Origin of the sequence: Actinotalea sp. C106, from assembly GCF_023630195.1 — a bacterium.
In the GTDB taxonomy this organism is placed as follows: Bacteria; Actinomycetota; Actinomycetes; order Actinomycetales; family Cellulomonadaceae; genus Actinotalea.
Genome location: NZ_JALPKN010000341.1, coordinates 1 through 2,949, shown reverse-complemented (window position 1 = coordinate 2,949; position 2,949 = coordinate 1). Strand labels below are relative to the sequence as shown.

Sequence of the window (2,949 nt, the reverse complement as noted above, 5' to 3'; positions counted from 1 at the left end):
CCCTCGCCGCCGCACGCCGGGCCCCGGCGACCTCCCGGTCCACGGCCACCCGGACGCCCAGCCCGCAGCGCTCGGCGTCAGGGGCCTCCGAGGCGGCCGCGGTGCAGGACTCCACCGGGCAGGCTGACGAGGACCAGACCGTGGTCGGGCCACCCGTCGACCCGGAGACCGCGGTCGAGCTCCTGGACCTCGAGGTGAGCGATCGGATGGAGGCCGCGGCCGAGCTCGTCTCGTCCTTGTCGGCCGAGGTCCGGGCCAGCGCCGACGCAGCGATCACCGAGGCGCAGGCCCGTGAGGCCGCCGAGGCCGCCGCCGCGGCCGAGCTGGCCCAGAAGGTCGCCGCGGTCGAGGCCGCACCCAACGGCGCGATCCCGACCTCCCTCCTCTGCGAGCCTGAGTCCGCACCCGGAGAGCTCCTGCGGTGCGACGCAGCCGAGGCCCTCGACCGGCTCGCCGAGGCGTACCGCGTCGACGTCGGACGCGACCTCGACGTCGTCAGCACGTACCGCACGTTCGCCGAGCAGGCTGCGCTGCGCGAGTCACGTCCCTCGTTGGCGGCACCCGCGGGCAGCTCCAACCACGGCGCGGGCATCGCTGTCGACTTCAGCGGCTTCGGGGGGCTCGGGGACTTCAGCTCGCCGAACTACCGCTGGATGGTCGAGCACGGTGCCGACTACGGCTGGTACCACCCGCGGGTCATGCAGCCCGGTGGGAGCGGCCCCCTCGAGCCGTGGCACTGGGAGTACGGCACCGACGGCGACTGACCGCGCTCACGCCGGCCAGGAGCTCAGTTCCTGACCTCGAGCCCGCCCATGATCGCCGTGACGTGGATCGTCAGGACCGGGGCGTCGGGGTCGTCCGGCGGGGCGGTCTTGTCCTCCCACCCGGCCAGCACAGGCAGCCCGCCGATGACGACGCGCCAGGTCGGGGGGACCTTGACCTCGACACCGCCCCAGAGCGTGAAGATCGACAGCTCGGCCCTGCTCCCGATCCCCGCGTGCCGCAGGTCGAGGTCGATGCCTCCCATCACGGCACTGAGGCTGCCGCCCTGGAAGTCCTGCGAGGCGCTCCGTCGCTGGGTTCCCCACCACATGACCGCGGCGTTGACCGTCTGGTCATCCGTCCCGCGTGAGCCGACCCGGGTCAGGAGCGACAGGCCGACGAGGATGATCACCACCGGCCACAGCACCTCCCAGAAGTCGAGCTCGATCAGGTCGAGGGTGATGAGCTGGAGCAGCACGCCGAGACCCACGACGGCGCTCGGACCGGCCCAGGCCCGCGGCACGGTCAGCAGGGCCGCGAGCCCGACGGCGATCACGACCAGGGGCCACCACGTGCCGAGGAGCTGGCCGAGGCTCACGTCGACGACCCCGGCCTGCCCCAGCAGCGCCAGGACGCCCGCCGTGACCAGGAGCACGCCGAGGAAGATCTGCGGCAACGGACGCCGGGCCTGGACGGACTGAGGTGGGGGTTGGGCCATGGACCCACGCTAGTCCCGCCGGGTCCCGGCCGGGGGTGGTCGGCTCGGCTCCTCGAGCACGGCGCAGCGGCTCCGACCGGCGGACGGGAATGGCGCGGCGGCCCACGCCGTTGCCGCCCACCGTGGACCTCGTCACCCGCGCAGCCCTCGTCGCTGCCCTCCTCCTGGTCAGTGCCCTGACCTGGTGGGCGCTCACGAGGCGCGCCTCCCGCTTCCGCCCCGCCCGGCACGACGGGCGAGCGCTCCTCACGGCGCAACAGCTCGGCAGTCCCCTCGGCACGCGGGCGACCCTCGTCCAGCTCTCGGCCGCCACCTGCAGCACCTGCCCGCGGGTGGCCGCCGTGCTGAGCTCGACCGCAGCGAGCCTGCCGGGGGTCCAGCACGTCGAGCTACGGGTCGAGGAGCGCATGGACCTGGTCGAGCGGTACGGCGTGCTGCGCACCCCCACCGTCCTGCTGCTCGACGCCGACGGTGGCCTGGCCTCGCGGATGTCAGGCCCGCTCGACAGTGACACCGCCCGCACCGCGATCGACGCCGTCACGCGTACGGCCGCACCGCGGAGGACCGCCCCCACGGCAGGAGAGAGCCTTGACTGAGACCGGGATCGACCCTCGCGGACCACGCTTCGGCGCGGCCGTCATGGCGGGCCTGCTGGTGGTCACCCTGCTGCTCGGCGCAGGGCCTGCCGCGACCGCAGCCCTCGCTGTCGCCGCGCTGCTGTTCGCCCTCGGGGCCGCCCGCGGCGCCCAGGGCAGCCTGCAGGGCATGGTCTTCGCCCGCTGGGTCCGCCCCCGACTCCGTCCGACCTCCGAGCGCGAGGACCCGCGACCACCGCGCTTCGCCCAGGTGGTCGGGCTCGTCATCACGGGGACCGGCGTGGTGCTGGGGGTCCTCGGGCTCGACGCGGCCGTCCCGGTCGCGGCAGGCGTCGCCCTGGTCGCCGCGTTCCTCAACGCAGCCTTCGGCTTCTGCCTGGGCTGCGAGATGTACGTCCTGGGTCGGCGGGTGCTGCACCGGGCCTGAGGGACGGCTACCGACCTGGGTCCACGACGACCTTGAGCCCGGAACGCAGCCGCGCCGTCTGGAAGGCTGCGGACACCTCGTCGAGCCCGGCCACCGTGGTCACGATGCTCCGGACGTCCACCGCGCCGGTCTCCACGAGGGCGATGCTGCGGGGATACATCTCCTTCATCCGGCGGGAGAGCCGGAGCGTCAAACCCTTGCGTCGCGCCACCGAGGCCGGGAACGTCGTCGTGTCCTGGTCGGGGATGCCTGCCAGGACGACGGTCGCCCCCGGGCGCGCGACCTCGACCGCCGCAGCCACGGCGGCGTCGTTCCCTGCGACCTCGACGACGAGGTCCGCACCGCGACCGGCCGTCGCGTGGTCGAGCCGCTCGCGCATGCCCGGCACCTCGGGGTCGAGGGCGGCGTGGGCGCCGAACCGCTCCGCAGCCTCACGTCGGTGAACC

Annotated in this window: 5 protein-coding genes; 3 read left to right on the top strand and 2 right to left on the bottom strand. The window is 74.2% G+C overall.

All coding sequences use genetic code 11. From position 1 onward, the window contains the following. Window positions 1–764, top strand: a 764-nt coding sequence (locus L0B03_RS15990; protein WP_250447699.1) for a M15 family metallopeptidase, incomplete at its 5' end; no start/stop codon positions are given. Between the two features lie 23 nt (window positions 765–787). Here the strand turns inward: L0B03_RS15990 and L0B03_RS15985 are convergent. Then, window positions 788–1,480, bottom strand: coding sequence for a LiaI-LiaF-like domain-containing protein (locus L0B03_RS15985; protein ID WP_250447697.1), 693 nt, complete (start codon window positions 1,478–1,480; stop codon window positions 788–790). Between the two features lie 122 nt (window positions 1,481–1,602). Between L0B03_RS15985 and L0B03_RS15980 the strand changes: the two genes are divergently transcribed. Both L0B03_RS15980 and L0B03_RS15975 read left to right on the top strand, forming a co-directional pair. Continuing rightward, window positions 1,603–2,076, top strand: coding sequence for a thioredoxin family protein (locus L0B03_RS15980; protein WP_250447693.1), 474 nt, complete (start codon window positions 1,603–1,605; stop codon window positions 2,074–2,076). After that, the gene (locus tag L0B03_RS15975; protein WP_284501918.1) at window positions 2,069–2,503 is read left to right on the top strand and encodes a DUF4395 domain-containing protein; all 435 of its coding nucleotides are present in this window, start codon (window positions 2,069–2,071) and stop codon (window positions 2,501–2,503) included. Before L0B03_RS15980 ends, L0B03_RS15975 begins: the two co-directional genes overlap by 8 nt. 7 nt (window positions 2,504–2,510) lie before the next feature. Here L0B03_RS15975 and L0B03_RS15970 read toward each other — a convergent pair. Beyond that, window positions 2,511–2,949: zinc-binding dehydrogenase (locus tag L0B03_RS15970; RefSeq protein WP_250447690.1), on the bottom strand; the 439-nt coding region annotated here is incomplete at its 5' end.

Bases quoted from the DNA above. Each gene is read 5' to 3' on its own strand.
- L0B03_RS15985 (WP_250447697.1), bottom strand. From the start codon at position 1,480: ATGGCCCAACCCCCACCTCAGTCCGTCCAGGCCCGGCGTCCGTTGCCG.